This is a genomic window from Ochrobactrum sp. SFR4, from assembly GCF_019730395.1.
Taxonomy (GTDB): domain Bacteria; phylum Pseudomonadota; class Alphaproteobacteria; order Rhizobiales; family Rhizobiaceae; genus Pseudochrobactrum.
This window is the reverse complement of record NZ_JAAPBB010000620.1, coordinates 1-293: the sequence shown is the minus strand read 5'-3', so window position 1 is coordinate 293 and position 293 is coordinate 1. Positions and strand designations below refer to the sequence as shown.

The 293-nt window shown below is 49.1% G+C and carries 1 protein-coding gene; it reads left to right on the top strand.

Annotated elements, in window-relative coordinates:
• On the top strand, positions 1–293 hold a 293-nt coding region (locus tag HBA93_RS20525; RefSeq protein WP_221724505.1), incomplete at both ends, for a benzoate/H(+) symporter BenE family transporter.

The following is a 293-nucleotide window of genomic DNA, read 5'->3' as shown; positions in this document are numbered from 1 at the left end:
AAATACCTGAATATCAAAACCGTAAGTGCTGGCTTTGTCGCCGCTATTTTTGGTTGTTCCGGCCCTGCATTGATTGTGATAGGTGCTGCCGGGGCAGGAAATCTGACAAATGGACAGACGGTAGCGTGGCTGTTTTCCATCTATTTTCTGGGCGGACTGATCAGTCTGATTATGGCGCTTTATTATAAGCAGCCCATTTCAGGTGCTTATTCTATTCCCGGTGCAGCGCTGGTGGCCGGTTCTTTGGTCAGTATACCATTCGATCAGGCTGTTGGTGGTTTCATCCTTGCGGG